Raw genomic sequence first — 20,325 nt, forward strand, 5'->3', positions numbered from 1 at the left:
CGACCAAAAAAAAGCACCCAACTAAGTTGAGTGCTTCTTTATTACTATCTTGAGCTAATCAGATTTTTAGTTTGATAGCTCTTATTAAAAACTATTCCCACTCAATCGTTGCAGGTGGCTTGCTCGAAACATCATAAGTCACGCGTGATACTTCAGCGATTTCATTCATAATGCGGTTCGATACCGTTTCGATCAAATCATACGGCAGATGCGCAAAGCGAGCCGTCATAAAGTCTACAGTCTCAACCGCACGTAGCGCGATGACCCACGCATAGCGGCGGCCATCGCCGACCACGCCGACAGATTTGATTGGTTGGAATACCGCAAATGCTTGTGCCGTCTTGTCATACCAGCCTGAGCGCTCAAGCTCTTGCATAAAGATTGCATCTGCCAAACGCAGGATATCAGCATATTCTTTTTTGACTTCACCAAGGATACGCACGCCCAGACCTGGACCTGGGAACGGATGACGATAGATCATTTTGGCTGGCAACCCTAGCGTAATACCAAGCTTGCGTACTTCATCTTTGAACAAATCACGTAACGGCTCAATCAGTTTAAATGCCAAGTCATCTGGCAAACCGCCTACGTTATGGTGGCTCTTAATCACGTGTGCTTTGCCTTGATGCGACTTGGCAGACTCGATCACGTCTGGATAAATCGTACCCTGTGCCAAAAACTCAACGACTTTACCATCGCTCTGCTCACTCACTTGACGCGCGCTATCAGCGAATACGTCGATGAAGGTTTTGCCGATGATTTTACGTTTTTTCTCTGGATCAGACTCGCCTGCTAGCGCATCCAAGAACAAATCCTCGGCATCAACACGGATGACTTTTACGCCCATGTTTTCTGCAAAGATTTGCATGACTTGGTCGCCTTCATGCAAACGCAATAGACCGTTATCAACGAACACACAAGTCAGCTGATCGCCGATTGCTTTGTGCAATAGCGCGGCAACGACTGAACTATCAACACCGCCCGATAGACCTAGCAATACTTGCTTGTCACCGATTTGCTCTTTTAACTGTGCGATACGCATATCAGCGATGTTGTCTGGCGTCCACTCACCAGCACACTCGCAGATTTGATGCACGAAACGACCAAGCAGCGCTTGACCTTGTAACGTATGCGTGACTTCTGGGTGGAACTGTAGGCCGTAGTATTGCTTGTCATCATTGGCCATAATCGCGATTGGACAGCTTGGCGTACTAGCGATGATGTCAAAGCCTTCAGGTACTTCGATGACCTTGTCACCATGACTCATCCAAACGTTTAGCTTGGCAGCCGCGCCGTCAGTCTTGCTGTCTTCGATACCTTCAGTCAGCTGTGAGTGACCATTTACTTCGATAGTCGCCGCACCAAACTCATGAATATCACTGGCATGAACTTGCCCGCCGAAACGATCTGCCATTGCTTGCATACCGTAGCAGATACCTAGTACTGGCACGCCTAGATCAAATACCGCATCGTTGATACGTGGGCTGTTTTCTGCGTGGACGCTCTCAGGGCCACCTGACAAAATGACGCCTTTTGCGCCAAAATCGATGATGCGCTGAGTGTCGATATCATAAGGGAACATCTCACAAAACACCCCAGAATCGCGTACACGGCGAGCGATTAACTGGCTATATTGCGAGCCAAAATCGAGGATTAAGATGCGATCTTCTTTGATTGCAGGAGTGGCAGCAGCAGTGGTCATAAATCGATATCCATCAATAGATAAATTGGTGCCCTATTTTAACAAGTTTACGCACTATAAGGGTTACTTCCTCCGCAAAATTTCGTTATTCAATAGATTTTTTATCAGAAACTGCTGAATCAAGCTTATGAATACTCTTAACTAGCCTGATAGGCGCTCATTTTTTACTAGCAACTTTCTACTAATTAAGTAAACAATCTATAAAATTTGCACTAGTCTTCAATTTCAATCGCTTAATTATAGTACAACTTTATCTAGGATAGTTATTAGTGAACAATCATCTAAAAATACTGCAGCTATAAGGCTTTACAGAATCACTTTAATTGTTCTAGTTCATGATATAACTACTTGAATTAACACTTACTCTTCAAGGTTCGTGAAGGACATCTGTTTAATACCATATCATATTGAAACAATAGAAAAATATTAATCGATTTTTATTACGGAGCAGTGTACATTATTAATTAGTTCTTACTAATGAAGATACAAAATACGCATTTAGATACAAAGTCGCATTGTTTTGACGATAGTTAAAAGTGACTTTACCAACTACTATTTGACAAAATTTTGTACGGTCAATTGTTAAGTTATCTGGCAGTAAAGTTATTTTAGACGGACGGATAGTGCAAACACCCCTTTTAATACTCGCTTAACCAACCTAGAGCCTTTAGGGCCTTAAAAAAGGATAAAAATTATGGAAATGGAGTTCTCGAAACGCTCAGCACTTAAGCTTAGCTCACTTGCTTTAGCCATTGTGGCTGCATCTTTAGGCACCTCCACTGTTATGGCAGCTGAATGTCAACTCAATAATGGAACAGGGGGCGCATCTAGCTTTGGAGTAGATGCTTTAGCTTGTGGTCCAAACACTAGTGCTTTTGCCGACAATGCTACTGCTATTGGTCAAAACACATTTGCATCAGCAGATAATGCTGTGGCCGTCGGTAATACCGCTTTTGCCTCTGATGAAAACGCTGTCTCTATTGGAGCTAACTCACAAGCTGATGGCGTAGATGCAGTAGCAGTTGGCGGCGGAGTCTCTGAAGATGGGTCACGTGCTGGTGCTCAGGCTCTAGGCAATTCAACAACAGCCGTTGGCGGCGAGTCATTAGCAAGTGGTCCTGGTGCTACTGCTATCGGCTGGCAAGCGATTACTGCAGGCAATCGATCAACCGCACTAGGTCATCAGACCTCTGCAATCGGTGTTCAGTCAGTTGCTGTCGGTGAAGATGCCACGGCTACAGGTAATGGTGCTATCGCCATTGGTGGTAATAATGACGTCAACAATGACGGTGATTTAGACGAAGATGGTGTTGGCTCAAATGCCAATGGTAATGACGCTGTGGCAATCGGTGCTGGTGCTAGTGCGCAAGGCAACTCTACTACGGCAGTTGGCGGCGAATCAGTAGCCACTGGTCCAGGCGCAACCGCTATTGGTTGGCAGTCAGGCGCAAATGCTGAACGTGCGCAAGCTTTCGGTCACTTGGCTCAAGCGAACGGCGAACGCTCTACGGCAGTGGGTGAGGCAGCAATAGCAGGCGGCAGCAATGATACCGTTGCCGTTGGTAACCAAGCAAATGCTGGTATGAACTCGGCCACCGCAGTCGGCGGTCAAGCAAATGCCGCAGGTTTAGGTTCTACTTCAGTAGGTTGGCAGTCAGCAGCTACTGGTGAACGTGCGCAAGCATTCGGTCACTTAGCTCAAGCGAACGGCGTACGCTCTACCGCCGTAGGTGAAGCTGCGCAAGCACAAGGCGAACGCTCGGTGGCACTAGGTAACGAATCGGTCGCTGGTGGCAGTAACGATACTGTCGCTATTGGTAATCTAGCTAATGCAGGTAATAACTCAGCCACTGCAGTCGGTGGTCAAGCCAACGCTACAGGTTTAGGTTCTACTTCAGTAGGTTGGCAGTCAGCAGCTACTGGCGAACGTGCGCAAGCATTCGGTCATTTGGCTCAAGCAAACGGTGTGCGTTCTACGGCAGTCGGTGAAGCAGCAATGGCAGGCGGTGGTAATGACACTGTAGCTATCGGTAACCAAGCAAATGCTGGTATGAACTCAGCCACTGCTGTCGGTGGTCAAGCAAATGCTGCAGGTTTAGGGTCTACTTCAGTAGGTTGGCAATCAGAAGCAACTGGTGAACGTGCGCAAGCATTTGGTCACTTAGCATCAGCGACTGGTCTACGCTCAACAGCAGTAGGCGAAGCAGCTAGCGCAGAATCAGATAATGCCGTCGCTATTGGTAATAACTCGGTAGCGTCAGGTTTAGATGGTGTAGCGATCGGTGGGGATAGAAGTGGTGTGCGTCAAACCACGGCTTCTGGCACCTCTTCAACTGCTGTTGGTGCTCAAGCTCAAGCAACGCAAGCGGGAGCTAGCGCAATAGGTTGGCAATCAACCGCTAGTGCTGAACGTGCGCAAGCTTTTGGTCATTTAGCTTCTGCAACAGGCGTACGTTCGACCGCTGTTGGTGAAGCCGCAATGGCACAAGGTGCAGGATCTATCGCGCTAGGCAACCAATCAACTGCTAGTGGTTCAAACGGTATTGCTATCGGTAACGGTGCTTCTGCTGCAAATGATGACCAAATTGTCTTGGGCAGTACAGGCCAATTACAGGCGAGCACTGCGTCACAATCTGGGACTACCAGTATCGTGACAGCTGATGCAAACGGTACATTAGGTACCAGTAGTGTAGACTCATTTGCAAGCGCCAGACAGTTCAACGATTTGCGTAGTCAGTACAATCGTCAGGAAGATCGTTTGGATGAAGCAGAAGACGGTATTGCCATGGCATTATCGATGGAGACACCAGTTATTCCTTCAGGTAAGAAATATGCGATGACTATCGGTACGGGCTACTATAACAGTAGTACCGCGATCAGCGCATCGTTTGCTGGACGAGTCAGTGACAGTGTTACCATTTCAACAGGTGCAGGTTTTGGTACTGATACTGGCAAAGTAGGCGCACGTGGCGGCGTTACTTTCGCTTGGTAAGTAACTTATAAGTACTTGCTTAAACCGTTGGTTTATACAGACAAAGTAAAGACCATTAAAACAAGCCAAATAAAAACCCCGCAATTGCGGGGTTTTTATTTGCTCAGATATAGTCAGGCCTATAAGTAGAAAACTAATCTAACTTTCAAACTAGTGCATAAGTGCAAATATCTAACTCACATTTTATATCTGTTTGATGCTCTATTTGAGGCTATCTCCAAAGGCTATACGCATACGATTCAACCCTTCTATCAATATTGCTTTAGGACAGGCCACATTTAGGCGCATCTTTAAATGTCCTTCCTCACCATATTTAATACCAGCGTTTAGCTCAACTTTGGCAGCTCTAAGCGCATCATACAGCGCCTGATCGTCTTGGCTATATGCTGAGCAATCTAGCCAAATTAGGTACGATGCTTCTGGGCGCATGATTTTAATATCAGGCAAATGCTCATTTAAAAATTGCACGGTCAATTCAATATTGGCCTCGATATAACTTAGCGCCTGCTCTAGCCACTCACCGCCGTGCTCATAAGCACTACGCATGGCTGTATACGCAAATAGGTTCAGCTCGTACTCATCATTTAATTGCTGCTGCTGACTGATTTTTTTGATTAGCGCTTTATCTTTAGCAAATATCATCGAGCCTTTGATACCTGCGATGTTGAAGGTTTTGGTCATCGAAGTCAGGCTGACGACATTGTGCTCATAGCCTTCTGCCAGCGTCAGAAATGGCGTAAACGTATGACCAGTCAGGGTTAAATCTTGATGAATTTCATCACTCACAATTGCCACATTATGCTTTCTGCAAATCGCAAGTAGCGCTTCCAGCTCGTCCTTCGTCCATACGCGCCCGCCAGGATTATGCGGATTGCACAGTAGATAAAGCTTAACCTCATGCTCGATGATTTTAGCTTCGATATCAACCAAGTTCAGATGATATTTACCTTCGACTTCCTTCAGTGTAGAAAGTACAAGCTTGCGACCATTTTGCTCAACCTTGCTCATAAAGGGTGTATAGATAGGATCGTTGACCAATACTGCTTCGCCTACCTTGGTAAAGACATTCATCATCAGCGCTAGGCTTGGCACGACACCAGGGGAAAACAAGATATTTTGCTTCTCTAACTGCAAGTCATAACGACTGCCATGCCAGTTAATAATTGAGTCATATAAAGCGTCAGTAGGTTTGGTATAACCCAAGATGCCATGCTGCATGACTTGTTCAACCGTGCTTAGTATCGGTGCGGCAGCCTTAAAATCCATATCTGCTACCCATAGCGCAATCGTGCCATCGCTATAGTGCCACTTGAGTGAGCCGGTATCGCGTCTGTCGATTATTTCATCAAAGTTATATTGCATTGGTACTCTTCTTATTTGGAATAATAATGGTTTGGAACGTAAAAAATACAGCGCAATATATGCATTGTATTATCAATATACGCTACGCTATCTGCTGTAGTAGATTAAGGCGCATTCAATTTTTCACAAAGAATTAAAGTGATTTTAGACCCTAAATATCCATTTATCGGCTTAAATAACCGTCAAAGATATAAAGTAAACTTTATTTCAATAATGACTAAAAATTAATGCTACATTAAGGTTTCGGACTCTATCTATGATAAAGTTATTTATGCCAAAGTGCGCTGATGTTGCCATGATTATAATCTATCAACATCTACCCAAACTATCTAATAAGCCATCAAGGCTAACAAAAAGGAATGAAGAATGAAAATGGACTTTTTACCGAAATCAGTACTAAAGATTAGTGCCCTTACCTTTGCCATTGCCACAACCGCTTCTTGCACTGCTATGGCAACAGGAACTGACCATCAAACTGCAAACGTAACTAGCAGCACTGCTATCACTCTCGGCAATGCTGCCACGACTAGCGGCACCAATGATACCGTTGCCATCGGTAGTCAGGCCAATGCAGGATTAAACTCAGCTACTGCCATTGGCGGTCAAGCTAACGCTGCTGGTCTAGGCTCAACCTCTATCGGTTGGCAATCAAAAGCCACTGCCGAACGTGCGCAAGCTTTTGGTCATCTAGCCAATGCAAGTGGTGTGCGCTCTACCGCTGTCGGTGAAGCAGCTATGGCAGGTGGAAATAACGATACGGTTGCTGTCGGTAATAAAGCCAATGCAGGTCTAAACTCAGCCACTGCCGTTGGCGGTGAAGCTAATGCCGCTGGTCTAGGCTCAACCTCTATCGGTTGGCAGTCAAAAGCTACCGCTGAACGCGCACAAGCATTTGGTCATCTAGCCAATGCAAGCGGTATGCGCTCTACCGCTGTCGGTGAAGCGGCTATGGCACAAGGCGCGACTTCGATCGCAGTCGGTAATAAATCTATGGCAGGCGGCATGAACAGTATCGCTATCGGTAACGAGGCAAAGGCGTCTAAAGACAACCAAGTCGTGTTAGGTAACGCTGGACAAGTGCAGTCGAGTACCGCAGCACAATCAGGTACGGTCAGAATCGTCACGATCGATGACAACGGCACTTTGGGTACTATGATGGTTGACTACTACCAAAAAGCTAAATAATTATAGTTGAGCGGTTAAAACTGACACTAGTATAGTTAGTCATACTAGATAAAACAAAAAACCTCGCGATTGCGAGGTTTTTTTGGGTGGTATGTTCGACTAAATAGGACTTTTACGGAGGTTTAAAAGATAACTCCACATATCGAACTTTTATCTTTTGCGTATGAGAAATCATTCTTAAACTTTATTAATATTAACGCCCCTTAAACTCAGCCTCACGTCTCTCAACCATCGCCATCACGCCTTCTTTGGCATCTTCTGAATGAAACAGCGGCGGGAGATAGCTATGGATATTGGCCAATGCCGTTGCTGCACCATTGCGGCTAGCATCTTGCGCTGAAGACAATGCACCTCTCACACCCAAAGGTGCGGCTTTACAGATCTCTTGGGCTAGCGTTAATGCACGCTCGTATTCAGACCCATTTGCTACCACTTCACTGACCAAATTTAGCCTATCAGCCGTTTGCGCATCGAATGCTTTACCAGTAAGCAGATATGGCATGGCTTTTTGCCAACCTGCTGCTGCGACAAAACGTACCGTCGCCCCGCCAAATGGCATAATGCCGCGCTGTACTTCCATTTGTGCAAAGTTGCAGTTATCACTAGCGATAACCACGTCACTGTTTAGCATCAGCTCGATAGCCACTGTGAAGCAAGTACCTTTGACCGCCACGACCACGGGTTTGGTACGCAGTTTTCCACCGATGCCCCACGGGTCGATTTGATCATCATTAAACTCAAACACGCCATCGCTTAGCTTGTCTTGCAGCTCTACCAAATCCAGCCCAGCGGTAAAATGATCACCATGCGCAAATATCAGCGCACAGCGTAAGTTATCGTCTGCCTCGTAACGGGTCATGGCGTCAGACAGTTGGGCAATCATATGACTATCAAAGGCGTTGTGTTTATTGGCACGATTTAGCCCGACAAGGCAAACATGGCCTTGCGTATTATAGGTGATGCGGTTTTCTGTGGCGTTACTATCCGTAGTCATGGTTCCATCCTTGTTAAAGTAATCATTGGCATGTAATGAGTGGTTATATGATCAAATCTCGATAATTTATCGGTAGAGATTGAGCGATAAGTCACCTTTAATATAGACACCCTCGTTCTATAACACAAGCAATAGAGATGACTCGCATAGTGCAAAAATCGATAAAAGTTGACCTCATTTACGATAAGTGCAACTATGTTGCAGGTCTAAATATAGTTCAGAGTATTTTATGGAATTTTGGCACGGTTTTTTGCTTATCACTAGCGTACATCTATTGGCTGCGGCCTCACCTGGCCCTGATTTTGTCTTAGTCTCGCAGCAGACGTTGGCAAAAGGTCGACGCACAGGTTTGATTTGTAGTCTCGGTATTACCTTGGGTCTTGCCGTCCATATTATCTATTCTGTCTTAGGACTGGCGACTGTCATTGCTCATTCGCAGCCGTTATTGACTACTATTAAATGGTTGGGCGGCGGCTATCTAATTTACTTAGGTTGGCAAGGTATCCAAGCTAAGCCTAAAAAACCAGCAGATTTAGAAACAGCTCATGTTTTAGAAAAAACACATCCTTTGGAAAAAGCAGATTCACAAGTAGGTTCAAGCGCTCACGTTTCGCAAGATTCGCTTGCTAGCCAGACCACACCTACAACCAAAGAAACCTCTATCAAAAAATCGCCTAGTAATGACGAATCGACCTTTGCCACGTTGCGTCGCGGATTCCTTTGTAATGTTTTTAATCCTAAAGCGCCTGTCTATTTTGTAGCCATTTTTACTCTTGTATTGTCGCCTGACATACCGCTTTGGCAATTGGCTATTTATGGTGTATGGATGATGGTGTTACAGATGGCATGGTTTAGTACGGTAGTCATGCTACTCTCTATCCCTGCGGTACATCGACGCTTCCAAAGATTTGAGCATTGGATCGACCGCGTATTGGGTACTGCGATGATCGTATTAGGGCTTAACTTGATATTGCGTCACCGATAAGCGACCGATAAAGCGCGGATAAACAATTAGCAACCTGCGAAATCTGCTACACTGGTTACTTATATCCATATATCGTAGCCTGACATTATGACAAGTAAGCCCATGACCCGTAACCCTGCAAATAGTAAACACAGAAACAGATCTCCTGCGACCGCGAAGAAACTCGGTCAGCTGCACCCACGTAACCCTCACCAAGGTCGTTACGACTTTGCGGTATTGACTCGCGCTTTACCTGAGCTTGCTGACCACACCATTACCAACCCTAAAGGTGAGTCGACGATTAACTTCTCGGATCATCAGGCTGTTCGTGTGCTGAATAAAGCACTGTTGGCAAACTATTACGGGGTTAAATTTTGGGACATTCCTGAAGGTTATCTATGTCCGCCTATTCCTGGACGTGCCGATTATATTCACTATATCGCGGACTTGTTGGCGCAAACCACTCACGTAAACGCCGATAATACACCGCCAACGGGTAAAGAAATTCATGCACTTGATATCGGTACTGGTGCCAGTGCTATCTACCCTATCGTTGGTAGTCAAAGCTATGGCTGGCGCTTTACAGCAAGTGACATTGACCCTATCTCGGTCAATACCGCAGCGCTAATTTGTGAAGCCAATCCAAAACTAAAGAGTGCGGTCAAAGTAAAGCTGCAGCCTGAGCCTAAATTTATCTTTAAAAACATCATTGGTCGTCAAGATTATTTTGATGTCGTGGTTTGCAATCCTCCATTTCATGCGTCATTAGAAGAAGCGATGGAAGCCAATAGCCGAAAGCAACATAACTTGCAGCGCCATCGTGGTAAGAATGAAAGCGAGCAAATCAGCCGTAGCTCAACCAAATCAGGCAACGCTGCGCAAAACCTAAACTTTGGCGGTCAGCACAAAGAGCTATGGAGTGAAGGTGGCGAAATTGCGTTCTTGACCAAAATGGCAAAAGAAAGCCAGAGCTTTGCAGAACATGTTGGTTGGTTCACAACCTTAGTATCAAAATCTGAAAACGTTAAACCATTACAGCTATTGTTAAAGCAACTTGATGTCGCTCAAATGCGTATTATCGAAATGAGCCAAGGTCAGAAAAGCACTCGCGTACTAGCTTGGCGTTTTGATACTGACGAAGAGTAATCACTAAGCAAAATTGTCAATTCGAGTTTCACGTGAAACAAAAAAGCACCGTTTTAATATTCAAAGTGGTGCTTTTGTATAAATACTCAGTAAAAATCTAAATATATTAGCTAAAAAACATCACTTTTAGACCAATCGCAATAAGCACGATACCGCCCAACGCTTCAGCTTTATCTTCTAGCCACGTGCCTGAGCGACGTCCCAAATAGATCCCAAGCCAGCCAAATATAGCGGTTACTATAGCGATAATAAGACAGGCTAACCACGCGTTCAGTGCCAATAAATTCAGCGTAAACCCTGCTGCCATTGCATCAATACTGGTTGCAACCGCTAACGTAAACATGGTGCGGTGATTGATATGTCCATGCTTACTCTTGGCTGTTACTGTGTCACTATCAGTGTTAATAGCATCATCATTGACATCCAGATCATCACTGTCAGTATCTGACTCATCAGCAGTAAACACTTCGTAAAGCATTTTGCCACCTAGAGCAATCAATATAGTACCGCCAATCCAGGGTGCAGCAGCGGCCAACCAACCCAACATTGCCGCACCCAATAAGTATCCGATAAGAGGCATGACACCCTGAGCGATACCAAAGTAAAGCGCAGCATAGATAGCCAAGCGCAGTACATATTGATGACTATATTTTTGAGCCTTAGCACCCAACCCTATTGACACTGCAAACGCATCCATTGCTAAAGCAATAGCGAGTAAAATTACTTCAACCATTTGATTTCCACAGATTATAATTATTAGGTAATAGTAACGCTAACAAATGAGTTTCACGTGAAACAAAAATACCGCCTTGAATATCAAAGCGGTATTTTTATAAATTGTCAGTAACCAATTTCAAATTTAGATATCTAAGTTCGATACTGTTAGCGCATTCTCTTCAATGAAGATACGACGCGGTTCAACATGATCACCCATCAAGCAAGTAAACATATGGTCAGCGGCGATAGCATCTTCGATAGTAACGCGTAGCATACGACGATTTTCAGGGTCCATCGTTGTATCCCATAGCTGGTCGGCGTTCATCTCGCCTAGACCTTTGTAACGCTGGATAGCTAGACCACGACGCGCATCCAGCATCATTTGTTGCCATAGATAATCGAAGTCGCGTACTGGGATATCTTTAGTCGTCCCTGCACTTGCTTCACGGCGGATAAAAGCATCGCTCTCAAGCAACGTATTCCACTCGCTTGATAGACGTAACAACTTGCCATACTCACTAGAGTTGATAAAGCTAGCATCTAACAGATAATGGTGTGCCAGTTGATGCACATATACCGTGACGCGTGGTAGCCACTGTGCCTTGGTAGATAAAGCCTCATTATCTGACGCTTCGCCTTCTACGGTACCTACTACCGGCGTCATACCCAATAGATCTGCTGCGGCTGCATCCATATTTTTTGGCTGCGGCGCATGGATATTAACCAATTCAATTTCAGGGCTTAGATCGCTACCGAAGTGATCAAGCTTAGTCTGCATTGCTGCTTTCCAATCCTGCATGGCAGACTCATCATAAGTCATGTCAGTGCTAAGTTTTGGCGTATGCGTCAACGCGTCCAAAATTACCGCTGGGAAACGAATCTGTAAACGTGCTTTGATCAACTGTGTTTGGTTGTAGTCATTAAGCAGTGTCTCAAGCGCTTGACCAGTAATCGCAGGCGCATCGGCACTGATATGCAGCTTGGTATTATCAATTGTTGAAGACAATAGATACGCTTTAAGCGCTTCATCATCTTTTAGATATAACTCTTGACGACCTTTTTTCACTTTGTATAGCGGCGGCTGAGCAATATATACATAACCACGCTCGATCAATTCAGGCGTTTGACGGAAGAAGAACGTCAATAACAAGGTACGAATATGCGATCCATCAACATCGGCATCGGTCATGATGATGATTTTGTGGTAGCGTACTTTATCAGGATTATACTCATCAGGACCGATACCACAACCTAATGCAGTAATCAGGTTACCCACTTCGGCAGACGATAGCATTTTGTCAAAACGTGCACGTTCGACGTTTAGAATCTTACCTTTTAATGGCAAGATTGCTTGCGTTTTACGGCTACGACCTTGCTTCGCTGAGCCACCTGCAGAGTCACCCTCCACAATGTATAGCTCTGAGAGTACTGGATCTTTTTCTTGGCAATCAGCCAACTTGCCAGGCAGACCTGCAATATCCAAAGTGGTCTTACGACGCGTCATTTCACGCGCTTTGCGAGCCGCATCACGTGCACGTGCTGCTTCCATAATTTTATTAGCAATGGCTTTACCAGCACTTGGATTCTCTAGCAGATAATCATTGAACTTATCATGCATCGCTGATTCGACAGCAGACTTCACTTCGCTCGATACCAGCTTATCTTTGGTCTGACTTGAAAATTTTGGATCTGGTACTTTTACAGAGACAATTGCGGTCAAACCTTCACGAGCGTCATCACCAGTTGCGGCGACTTTCTCTTTTTTGAACAAGTTTTCACGATCCATATAGCTATTTAAGCCACGTGTGAGTGCTGAGCGGAAACCTGATAGATGCGTACCACCGTCTTTTTGCGGAATGTTGTTAGTAAAGCACAATACTTTTTCGTTATACGTATCTGTCCACTGCAGTGCAACTTCCACACTGATACCGTCGTCTTGCTGACTGGTAAAATGGAATACTTCATTGATACCGTCTTTACCAGCATTGATGTAACTAACAAACTCTAGCAAGCCACCTTTGTGCTCAAACTCATGACGCTTATCAATGCGCTCATCAGTCAAAACTATACGCACGCCAGAGTTCAAAAACGACAGCTCACGTAAGCGTTTTGCTAAGATATCGTACTCAAAGATCGTACCAGTAAACACGTCACTGCTAGGATAAAAGCGGATTTGTGTGCCTGTTTGGTCGGTGGCTTCCATCTGTTGGATATCGCTATCAGGTACACCATCAGTATAAGTCTGATGATAATGATAGCCTTCACGCCAGATATTCATCTCAAGCTTTTTAGACAACGCATTAACGACCGATACCCCAACCCCGTGCAGGCCACCTGAAACTTTATAGCTATTGTCATCGAACTTACCGCCCGCATGCAATACAGTCATAATAACCTGAGCCGCTGATACACCCTCTTCTGGATGGATATCAACAGGCACACCGCGGCCATTGTCCATCACACTGACAGACTCATCTTCGTGAATAACGATATCAATCTGATCACAATGACCAGCCAGAGCCTCATCGATAGAGTTATCCACCACCTCAAAGACCATATGATGCAAACCTGTGCCATCATCGGTATCGCCGATATACATACCAGGGCGCACACGTACGGCCTCTAACCCACGCAATACGCGAATATCTTTAGAACTATAATCAGAAGGTAACACCTCTGAAACTACAGTAGACACAGCTGCTTCAGTAGCACTGTCATCTACCAATTGCTCGTAGTCAATAGGTAATGAATCACTCATGTACATTCCTTAATCTAGCCATAATCAGCCATTTATAGTTAGCGCACTTATAAAAAGTCCGCTTCATAATGGCATCTTAAAATCAACGTCTATTATTCATAATCTAGAGTGCATATGAGCAGCTAAACTATTAACTACTGCTAGCCTCAAAAAAGGCTGCACAGAGATAAAATTAGCAAATTATTTATTAGTAATAGTCTTTGTTTCTCTACCTATTGCTAAAACTATTGAAATAAATAAAATACATAATTATCAAATACTTATAGATGATTGAAAAATAGAAACCTTTTCTATGATGCTATCAATTAAACTGCTGAGTACAGAACAAAAATAAAGGGTTATTTTAACATTTTTTTGCTTCTAAGTCACTGTTTACTGAGAGTTTTACCGTCTGTGGAAGGTCGTCTTAACATAGTAACTGACAGAACAAATGGTAGTGGCTGTAATACCAAAGAGTGAAAGATAAAAGTAGATAGATAATAGTCACAATGTGAGTAAAAGATAAATATTAGTCAGTAAATGAAACTTCACCTTGTTTCACGTGAAACGTTTTTGGTTGTGACCACAGTTCATTAACTAAAGGTAAAATATCGTCTGTCAGACTGGTCATAAATACTTGGCAAGGGAGTTGAGCGAGTGTCGATAGCAGTATTTCTATAGCTCTATCATCTAGTTCTGCAGTGATATCATCTAGGAGCACAACAGGTGTCGCTCTCGATGATAAATCATCATTGAGTGAGTTACTACGCTCTTCATCGTTTAGCAACAGTGGTAATTGCGATAGGCGCAGTGCAGTAATAAGCAGTTTCTTTTCACCGCGAGACAACACATTCGCTGCCTGCTCTTTTAAGGTCGGTAATTTGGTTTGAACACTGTGTACTGAAGCTGCTGTTCTTGCATCTGTCGTTTGGTCGCTTATAGGCTCATTAGAACACCAATGCACATGAATATCAGCACGATGATTGCCTATACGAGTATATCCCAATTGCAAATCCTGCTCTAATCGCTCATTAAGCTGCACATCTAGCGCGACACTGGTGTCGTAACCAGCGTTATAGCTGAGGCTCAGTTGCTCAGCATAAGAAGGCAATAGCTGTACGATACTCTTGGCAAAATAAGGCTGCCATTCAGTAAATACCTGTTCACGATAATGATGAATCAAGGCAGCATGGTTACTCAACCCTTTATCCCAAGATTTCAGCTCAGCTAGCTGTACTTGGGTTAAATGACGAGTACTTTTTAGTAAACTATTACGCTGTTTTAAGAGGCGTTGATAAGCCATCCATTGTGGATGAAACCCTTGTTTCATGTGAAACACTAACCAATCTAGCAGCTGTCGACGGCTCGCACTTCCCTGCTCCAACATATCCATTGTCGATGGATCTATCAGTAACGTAGGCAGCTGCTCCGTTAAAATACTTTGGTTGTAAACAGTGTTTTGATTGAGACGTAAGATAGTCGTAGCATCTGCTTGCTTTTGAATAGCTAAAGTACGACTATCACTGAGCTTAGCATGAACAGTTGTATTATTCTGATGATGCTGGATATAACGTTTGGGCTGGTGATGGCGAAAGCTCTTACCTCTTGATAACAAGAATATAGCTTCGAGCAACGAAGTTTTACCGCTACCGTTGGCTCCGATAATGATGTTGCAAGCAGCAGGCTCTACACTAATTTGAGTAAGGTTTCTAAGATGGGATATTTGTAGACGTTCAATCATAGTATCGATAGCCGCCCATTAAAGCCTGCTAACAAAGCAGGCAAAAGTTTGTTAAAAATCAATATTTAGCACTGAGAATAAAACTTTCTGGAACGTATTATTTCTATTCAATTCTATTTGTTTTTAAAGAAAAACACGCTATATACGCATTGGCATAATGACATATTGATGGAACTCATCATTTAGTTGATTGACCAGTACAGAAGCATTTGATTGGCTCATATGCATCTGCAAATCGCCTTGGATGACACCTAATACATCTTGCAGATAAGCAGCATTAAACGACAACTCCATTGGCTCACCTTGATACTTAGCTTGTATCATCTCGACTGCTTCATCCTGCTCAGCATTATTAGCACGTACTTCGACCATGCCATCGCTAGCAAAATTAAAGACCACACCACGAGATTTTTCATTACTCAAGATGGCAACACGACGTAGTACGTCTGTCATTTTTTCCTGATTGAATAAAGCCAGCTTGTCAGTATTGCTCGGCATCACACGGCGATAATCAGGGAACTTACCATCAATCAAACGCGCGGTAAATGTCACCATTAGATCTTGGCTGACCTGTCCTGCACTATCGACATCGCCAAATGGCAAACTTACTTGTAAGAACTCTCGACCGAAGCTCAGAGTAACTACGTTATCCTGATCACCCAACATTTTACCAAGCTCAGAAGCTAAACGCTCAAGCTCAATCACTGCCTTACGTGGCAAGATAGCCTGCATATTGAGATCTGCGCTTACATTGATCACACTACGAGCTAATGCCAATCTATGGCCATCTGTTGCTACCGTTGTCAGTTGCTGCTGTGAAACGTCAAATAACATACCTGTTAAATAATAGCGTACATCTTGAATTGCCATCGCAAACTGTGTTTTATGAATCAAATCTGTTAGACGATTACGGCTAATAGTCAGAGGGGTGATATTTTCAGGGTTACCTAAGCTCGGATAGTCTTCGCTTGGCAATGTTCCCAATGTAAAACGACTCTTACCACTAGTTAATAAGCAACGCTCGTTTGCTTGAGTTGCTAGATTAACTTGCGCTTGGGCAGGTAGCGATTTACAAATATCTTTTAGCTTGGTTGCAGGAAGCGTCGTTGTACCTGCTTCAACACAAGCACCAGCAGGCAATTTCAATGTCGATGTCAGCTCTACCTCTAAATCTGACGCTGTTAAGATAAGCTCAGAATCTGATAGCTGTAGCTTGATATTACCCAATATAACCATATTGTGGCGTTTATCAGCGGCTTTGGCGATCAAGTTGATAGCTTTTAGTAACGATTCTCGATTGATCGATAATTGCATGCTTAATTACTCTTGTTTGAATGATTCTTTTATAAAAATTTATCGTAATGACTCAATAATACCTTGTCTGCTGACGATAATCTACAGAGCATCTGTGCACTTGTATTTTCGATATTATAAACCATCTGTATCTACTAGAATACAACGATATCTGTCGCTTCTATCCTGCCTGTAACATTAAAGCTAGGGTTTTATAATCCTTATCAAATGCAGGGTCTGCTGCTCTTAACTCATTTACTTTATCGCAAGCGTGCATCACCGTCGTATGGTCGCGTCCACCGAACGACTGACCAATTTCAGGGAAGCTATCGCCTGTTAATTCACGCGACAAAGCCATCGCTATTTGACGTGGTCTTGCAATACTACGCGTACGTTTACGCCCCATAATATCTTTGACCGTGACATCATAGTACTCAGCAACTATCTTACGGATGTTATCCATATTCACTGCTTGCACACGCATCGCAACAATATCTTTTAGCGCATATTGCACCATTTCAAGAGTAATCTGAGCCCCTGTCAAATTAGCATTGGCAAATACCTGATTTAAGGCACCTTCTAAACGTCTGACATTAGACACCACATTTTGTGCAATGAATAATGCACATTCCTTTGGCAATACCATACCGTAGGAGGCTGCTTTTTTCTGCAGAATTTGCACTCGAGTATCAATCTCAGGAGGATCAACAGCGACTGTTAACCCCCAAGAAAACCGTGATCTAAATCGTTCATCAAACTCTGTCATTTGGGAGGGATGTCGATCAGAGGCTAAAATAAGTTGTTTATCACCACTAGTAAAATCTGCAAATAATGTTAGAAACTCATTACTACTTTTAGTCTTTCCTGCCAATACATGAATATCATCTACAATTAATAAATCTACTTTTTTTATTTTCTTTTTAAAATCTTCTATTTTATTATTTCTTAATGAATAAACTAATTGATTTATAAATTTTTCAGAAGTGAAATAATAAAAACTTTGATTATTTTTTAAATAGCGATGAGCTACAGAATGCATTAAATGCGTTTTTCCTAATCCAGAAGGACCATATATAAATAAAGGATTGTGACGATTTTTTGATTGGCGCTTACCAAGCTCATAACAAGCCTTATAAGCCAAGTTATTGGACTTGCCTGTAACAAAGGTTTCAAAAGTAAATTCGGGGTTCAGATAGCTTAATGATTTTGTATCAGCAGACTCAACTGCCTCAGTATGACGCATGTTCGCTTCGATATCTGCTTTTGCGTTGTTGTGATGAATAGATTCAAATTTATGTTCGGTTGGGGTAGGGGAGACCTCGTCTTCTACAAACAAAGAACCTGATTGACTGTTATCTTCTGCATTGCGGCCAGCATTATCAACACGTACGACGACCTCTTCAATACTACCTTGACTGTGTTTGGTCACCAACTGCTGAATATCTTGAAGATGATTCTTCTTGATATACGTCACAAAATAATCATTGGGAGCAAGAATAATCAAAGTTTGTGCTTCTTGATGAGCTGACAGAGGTCTCAGCCACATAGTAAACACGTTGTCTTTGACGTTATAACGCAAATCGTTTAGACATTTATCCCAAATATTTGCTGTGTCTATCATGAAAAGTACTGACCTTGTAATCTGAAATAATAGTTATTTTTTAGCAATATAAACTGCTACCTAAGCCTCGATATTACACGAACAACTAACCAAAGAGTTCGTGCAATATCCTATACGAAGGTGTATATCAAGTAGCGCCTAATTTAACACAGATACCCTGTGGATAAAACCTTGTTTTTTGTGGATAAGACTGTGGACAGTTTTGTGCATAACTTTCATAAGCTAGTTATCCATATTTAACCCACAGTTTATCCACAGGCTTACCCATAGCCTAGTAAATTGATAATAAAAAGGAAAATAGACTTAACCACAGATAATCATGGCCCCAATAATAACAATACTATATTTATATTAATTAATTATTATTATAGTGTTTAAACTAACCTGTGGATAACTTTGTAAATTATAGAATATATAACTATAAAATTTGGTTAACTAGAAATAGGTTTTAAGGAAATATCTTTACTAGATTTGTATGAGGTATTTCATATTTGGGGACAAAGCAAATTAGTTTATTGACCAAAACTATACTGAATGGTATAATCCTCCGTTATTACGAATTTAGTCCATTATTTTGATAGGTGAGTTATGAAACGTACATTCCAACCAAGCGTGATCAAGCGTAAACGTACTCACGGTTTCCGTGCTCGTATGGCAACTAAAAAAGGCCGCCAGGTCTTAGCTCGTCGCCGCGCTAAAGGACGTCATCGCCTTACTGTATAATCAGTAGATTGCGATAAGCATGGCTAATAGTGCTTGTTGTGTTCTTATTGTTTATAGATTGCGATAGTCAATCATCACAACTGACACTTAGCCATATATTAAAAGCGCCCACATCGGCGCTTTTTTTGTCTCTATAATTTGTTATTATTTCTCCTATCGTTATTCTACTAGGTTGTACTATGTCCAATATTCTATCAGATACATCTGCAGCTAGTTTCACTAAACAGCAACGCCTGCTTACCCCTGCAGCCTTCCGTGAGGTATTTGACGCACCTGATCGCAAGATTCATCAGAGTCATTTAATGGCTTTTGTACGTGCTAACGAGCATGCACAGCCGCGAGTCGGTATGGCTATTACCAAGCGTAAAGTACCTACTGCTGTCGCTCGTAATCTAATCAAAAGGTATGTGCGTGAAGAGTTCCGTACCAAAGCTTTTAAAATGGAAAATAAAGATATTGTTTTTATTGTAAAAAAATCTATTAAAGATATAGATAATAAAGAACTGAAAAATCAAATAATAAATATATTTAAAAAAATAGAAAAAAAATAAAATGAATATTTTATTAAAAATAAAAAATATAAATAAAATTACTCATAATATATTTTTTAATTTAATTGTTTTTTATCAAAAAATAGTTAGTCCTGTAATACCTGCTCGTTGTCGCTATTATCCGACATGCTCAAATTATGGTAAACAAGCTTTAATATGGTATGGCGCTCGTAAGGGTATTTGGTTGTTGTTAAAACGTCTTAGCAGGTGTCACCCTTTAGGTGGGCATGGCATAGACTTTGTACCTTTACCATTAGCTTCTTATAGCTATCAATACATATCTTTTACTGATGTATCGAATACTGACAATCAGGGTTTGGGTGTCTATCGAGACAATACTAGCTATGTTTCACAGCTTAATTATTTGATGAAATCGACATAAAGTCGTTTTCTCTGGTTTCAAATAGATACTCTGTTTAGTTACCCACAAGTTATCCACACTCTTGGTATCATTTGAGACAGATTTTTAGTAAAATGATGCACATTTTATGTAAATGACTACCGATGCAGTTGCAATGTTACAGGACTGCTGTGTAGGTCAGTCATGACACATGCCCTAATTTTTCATTCCCTAATTTTTTAATCTAGGAAAGGTTT

The 20,325-nt window shown here is 42.6% G+C and carries 15 protein-coding genes; 7 read left to right on the forward strand and 8 right to left on the reverse strand.

Features of this window, described 5'->3' with window-relative positions; translation table 11 throughout:
• Positions 1-91: 91 nt before the first annotated feature.
• Positions 92-1,702 (reverse strand): glutamine-hydrolyzing GMP synthase, encoded by a 1,611-nt coding sequence (gene guaA, locus JMX91_RS02595; protein WP_201547536.1) that lies wholly within the window; start codon positions 1,700-1,702, stop codon positions 92-94.
• Positions 1,703-2,396: 694 nt separating this feature from the next.
• Between guaA and JMX91_RS02600 the strand changes: the two genes are divergently transcribed.
• Positions 2,397-4,694 (forward strand): YadA-like family protein, encoded by a 2,298-nt coding sequence (locus tag JMX91_RS02600; protein ID WP_201547537.1) that lies wholly within the window; start codon positions 2,397-2,399, stop codon positions 4,692-4,694.
• Between the two features lie 201 nt (positions 4,695-4,895).
• Here the strand turns inward: JMX91_RS02600 and JMX91_RS02605 are convergent, their stop codons facing one another.
• The gene (locus tag JMX91_RS02605; protein WP_201547538.1) at positions 4,896-6,056 is read right to left on the reverse strand and encodes a MalY/PatB family protein; all 1,161 of its coding nucleotides are present in this window, start codon (positions 6,054-6,056) and stop codon (positions 4,896-4,898) included.
• A 366-nt stretch (positions 6,057-6,422) separates the two neighbouring features.
• On the opposite strand from JMX91_RS02605, the gene JMX91_RS02610 reads away from it, so the two are divergent.
• On the forward strand, positions 6,423-7,241 hold the full coding sequence (locus JMX91_RS02610; protein WP_201547539.1) for a hypothetical protein: 819 nt from the start codon (positions 6,423-6,425) through the stop codon (positions 7,239-7,241).
• Positions 7,242-7,434: 193 nt separating this feature from the next.
• Here JMX91_RS02610 and JMX91_RS02615 read toward each other — a convergent pair whose 3' ends face one another.
• Complete coding sequence (locus JMX91_RS02615) at positions 7,435-8,235, reverse strand: crotonase/enoyl-CoA hydratase family protein (RefSeq protein WP_201547540.1); 801 nt, start codon at positions 8,233-8,235, stop codon at positions 7,435-7,437.
• 229 nt (positions 8,236-8,464) lie between these two features.
• Between JMX91_RS02615 and JMX91_RS02620 the strand changes: the two genes are divergently transcribed.
• A complete protein-coding gene (locus tag JMX91_RS02620) occupies positions 8,465-9,220 on the forward strand; it encodes a LysE family translocator (RefSeq protein WP_201547541.1) in 756 nt (251 codons plus the stop codon).
• A gap of 87 nt (positions 9,221-9,307) precedes the next feature.
• Entirely contained in the window at positions 9,308-10,345 is a 1,038-nt protein-coding gene (rlmF, locus tag JMX91_RS02625) for a 23S rRNA (adenine(1618)-N(6))-methyltransferase RlmF (protein WP_201547542.1), read from the forward strand.
• A 106-nt stretch (positions 10,346-10,451) separates the two neighbouring features.
• Here the strand turns inward: rlmF and JMX91_RS02630 are convergent, their stop codons facing one another.
• From JMX91_RS02630 to dnaA, 5 genes are all read right to left on the reverse strand, one after another.
• Complete coding sequence (locus JMX91_RS02630; RefSeq protein ID WP_201547543.1) at positions 10,452-11,078, reverse strand: manganese efflux pump MntP family protein; 627 nt, start codon at positions 11,076-11,078, stop codon at positions 10,452-10,454.
• A 126-nt stretch (positions 11,079-11,204) separates the two neighbouring features.
• A complete protein-coding gene (gene gyrB / locus JMX91_RS02635; RefSeq protein WP_227679237.1) occupies positions 11,205-13,820 on the reverse strand; it encodes a DNA topoisomerase (ATP-hydrolyzing) subunit B in 2,616 nt (871 codons plus the stop codon).
• 508 nt (positions 13,821-14,328) lie between these two features.
• Positions 14,329-15,540 carry a DNA replication/repair protein RecF gene (gene recF, locus JMX91_RS02640; RefSeq protein WP_201547544.1) on the reverse strand — a complete coding sequence of 404 codons (1,212 nt, stop codon included), beginning with the start codon at positions 15,538-15,540 and terminating at the stop codon, positions 14,329-14,331.
• Positions 15,541-15,678: 138 nt separating this feature from the next.
• On the reverse strand, positions 15,679-16,854 hold the full coding sequence (gene dnaN, locus JMX91_RS02645) for a DNA polymerase III subunit beta (RefSeq protein WP_201547545.1): 1,176 nt from the start codon (positions 16,852-16,854) through the stop codon (positions 15,679-15,681).
• Positions 16,855-17,014: 160 nt separating this feature from the next.
• Positions 17,015-18,454 carry a chromosomal replication initiator protein DnaA gene (gene dnaA, locus JMX91_RS02650; RefSeq protein ID WP_201547546.1) on the reverse strand — a complete coding sequence of 480 codons (1,440 nt, stop codon included), beginning with the start codon at positions 18,452-18,454 and terminating at the stop codon, positions 17,015-17,017.
• Positions 18,455-19,042: 588 nt separating this feature from the next.
• Between dnaA and rpmH the strand changes: the two genes are divergently transcribed.
• The 3 genes from rpmH to yidD all read left to right on the forward strand — a co-directional run bounded on the left by rpmH (position 19,043) and on the right by yidD (position 20,110).
• Positions 19,043-19,177: a 50S ribosomal protein L34 gene (gene rpmH / locus JMX91_RS02655; protein WP_007394757.1), complete on the forward strand. Its 135-nt coding sequence runs from the start codon at positions 19,043-19,045 to the stop codon at positions 19,175-19,177.
• 179 nt (positions 19,178-19,356) lie between these two features.
• Complete coding sequence (gene rnpA / locus JMX91_RS02660) at positions 19,357-19,728, forward strand: ribonuclease P protein component (RefSeq protein WP_201547547.1); 372 nt, start codon at positions 19,357-19,359, stop codon at positions 19,726-19,728.
• Between the two features lies 1 nt (position 19,729).
• Positions 19,730-20,110 carry a membrane protein insertion efficiency factor YidD gene (gene yidD, locus JMX91_RS02665; RefSeq protein WP_201547548.1) on the forward strand — a complete coding sequence of 127 codons (381 nt, stop codon included), beginning with the start codon at positions 19,730-19,732 and terminating at the stop codon, positions 20,108-20,110.
• Positions 20,111-20,325 lie beyond the last annotated feature (215 nt).

Source organism: Psychrobacter sp. Pi2-1 (assembly GCF_904846645.1).
In the GTDB taxonomy this organism is placed as follows: Bacteria; Pseudomonadota; Gammaproteobacteria; order Pseudomonadales; family Moraxellaceae; genus Psychrobacter.

Excerpts from the sequence above, each read along its gene's own strand:
- gyrB (WP_227679237.1), bottom strand. The coding sequence starts at position 13,820 with ATGAGTGATTCATTACCTATTGACTACGAGCAATTGGTAGATGACAGT.
- JMX91_RS02620 (WP_201547541.1), top strand. The coding sequence starts at position 8,465 with ATGGAATTTTGGCACGGTTTTTTGCTTATCACTAGCGTACATCTATTG.
- recF (WP_201547544.1), bottom strand. The coding sequence starts at position 15,540 with ATGATTGAACGTCTACAAATATCCCATCTTAGAAACCTTACTCAAATT.
- rnpA (WP_201547547.1), top strand. The coding sequence starts at position 19,357 with ATGTCCAATATTCTATCAGATACATCTGCAGCTAGTTTCACTAAACAG.
- rlmF (WP_201547542.1), top strand. The coding sequence starts at position 9,308 with ATGACAAGTAAGCCCATGACCCGTAACCCTGCAAATAGTAAACACAGA.
- JMX91_RS02600 (WP_201547537.1), top strand. The coding sequence starts at position 2,397 with ATGGAAATGGAGTTCTCGAAACGCTCAGCACTTAAGCTTAGCTCACTT.
- JMX91_RS02610 (WP_201547539.1), top strand. The coding sequence starts at position 6,423 with ATGAAAATGGACTTTTTACCGAAATCAGTACTAAAGATTAGTGCCCTT.
- JMX91_RS02630 (WP_201547543.1), bottom strand. The coding sequence starts at position 11,078 with ATGGTTGAAGTAATTTTACTCGCTATTGCTTTAGCAATGGATGCGTTT.
- dnaA (WP_201547546.1), bottom strand. The coding sequence starts at position 18,454 with ATGATAGACACAGCAAATATTTGGGATAAATGTCTAAACGATTTGCGT.
- JMX91_RS02605 (WP_201547538.1), bottom strand. The coding sequence starts at position 6,056 with ATGCAATATAACTTTGATGAAATAATCGACAGACGCGATACCGGCTCA.
- rpmH (WP_007394757.1), top strand. The coding sequence starts at position 19,043 with ATGAAACGTACATTCCAACCAAGCGTGATCAAGCGTAAACGTACTCAC.
- dnaN (WP_201547545.1), bottom strand. The coding sequence starts at position 16,854 with ATGCAATTATCGATCAATCGAGAATCGTTACTAAAAGCTATCAACTTG.
- JMX91_RS02615 (WP_201547540.1), bottom strand. The coding sequence starts at position 8,235 with ATGACTACGGATAGTAACGCCACAGAAAACCGCATCACCTATAATACG.
- yidD (WP_201547548.1), top strand. The coding sequence starts at position 19,730 with ATGAATATTTTATTAAAAATAAAAAATATAAATAAAATTACTCATAAT.
- guaA (WP_201547536.1), bottom strand. The coding sequence starts at position 1,702 with ATGACCACTGCTGCTGCCACTCCTGCAATCAAAGAAGATCGCATCTTA.